Source organism: Bacillus cereus group sp. BfR-BA-01331, assembly GCF_022663915.1.
Lineage (GTDB): Bacteria > Bacillota > Bacilli > Bacillales > Bacillaceae_G > Bacillus_A > Bacillus_A mycoides.
This window is the reverse complement of record NZ_JAKUGJ010000195.1, coordinates 1-302: the sequence shown is the minus strand read 5'-3', so window position 1 is coordinate 302 and position 302 is coordinate 1. Positions and strand designations below refer to the sequence as shown.

Sequence of the window (302 nt, the reverse complement as noted above, 5' to 3'; positions counted from 1 at the left end):
TCCTCCACCATTTAGCCGACTTAGCTCAATTGGTAGAGCAACTGACTTGTAATCAGTAGGTTGGGGGTTCAAGTCCTCTAGTCGGCACCAGTTTTTAATTGTACGAGCCATTAGCTCAGTTGGTAGAGCATCTGACTTTTAATCAGAGGGTCGAAGGTTCGAATCCTTCATGGCTCACCATTTTTAATGAAATATGCGGGTGTGGCGGAACTGGCAGACGCACTAGACTTAGGATCTAGCGCCTTTGGCGTGGGGGTTCGACTCCCTTCACCCGCACTTTTAATAAAATAACTCAAACATGT

At 46.4% G+C, this 302-nt stretch carries 3 tRNA genes; all 3 read left to right on the top strand.

Features of this window, described 5'->3' with window-relative positions:
* Positions 1-14 precede the first annotated feature (14 nt).
* A tRNA-Thr gene (locus tag MR155_RS31680) sits at positions 15-90 on the top strand.
* A 14-nt stretch (positions 91-104) separates the two neighbouring features.
* Positions 105-180, top strand: a tRNA-Lys gene (locus tag MR155_RS31675).
* A gap of 15 nt (positions 181-195) precedes the next feature.
* A tRNA-Leu gene (locus tag MR155_RS31670) sits at positions 196-276 on the top strand.
* Positions 277-302: the final 26 nt, after the last annotated feature.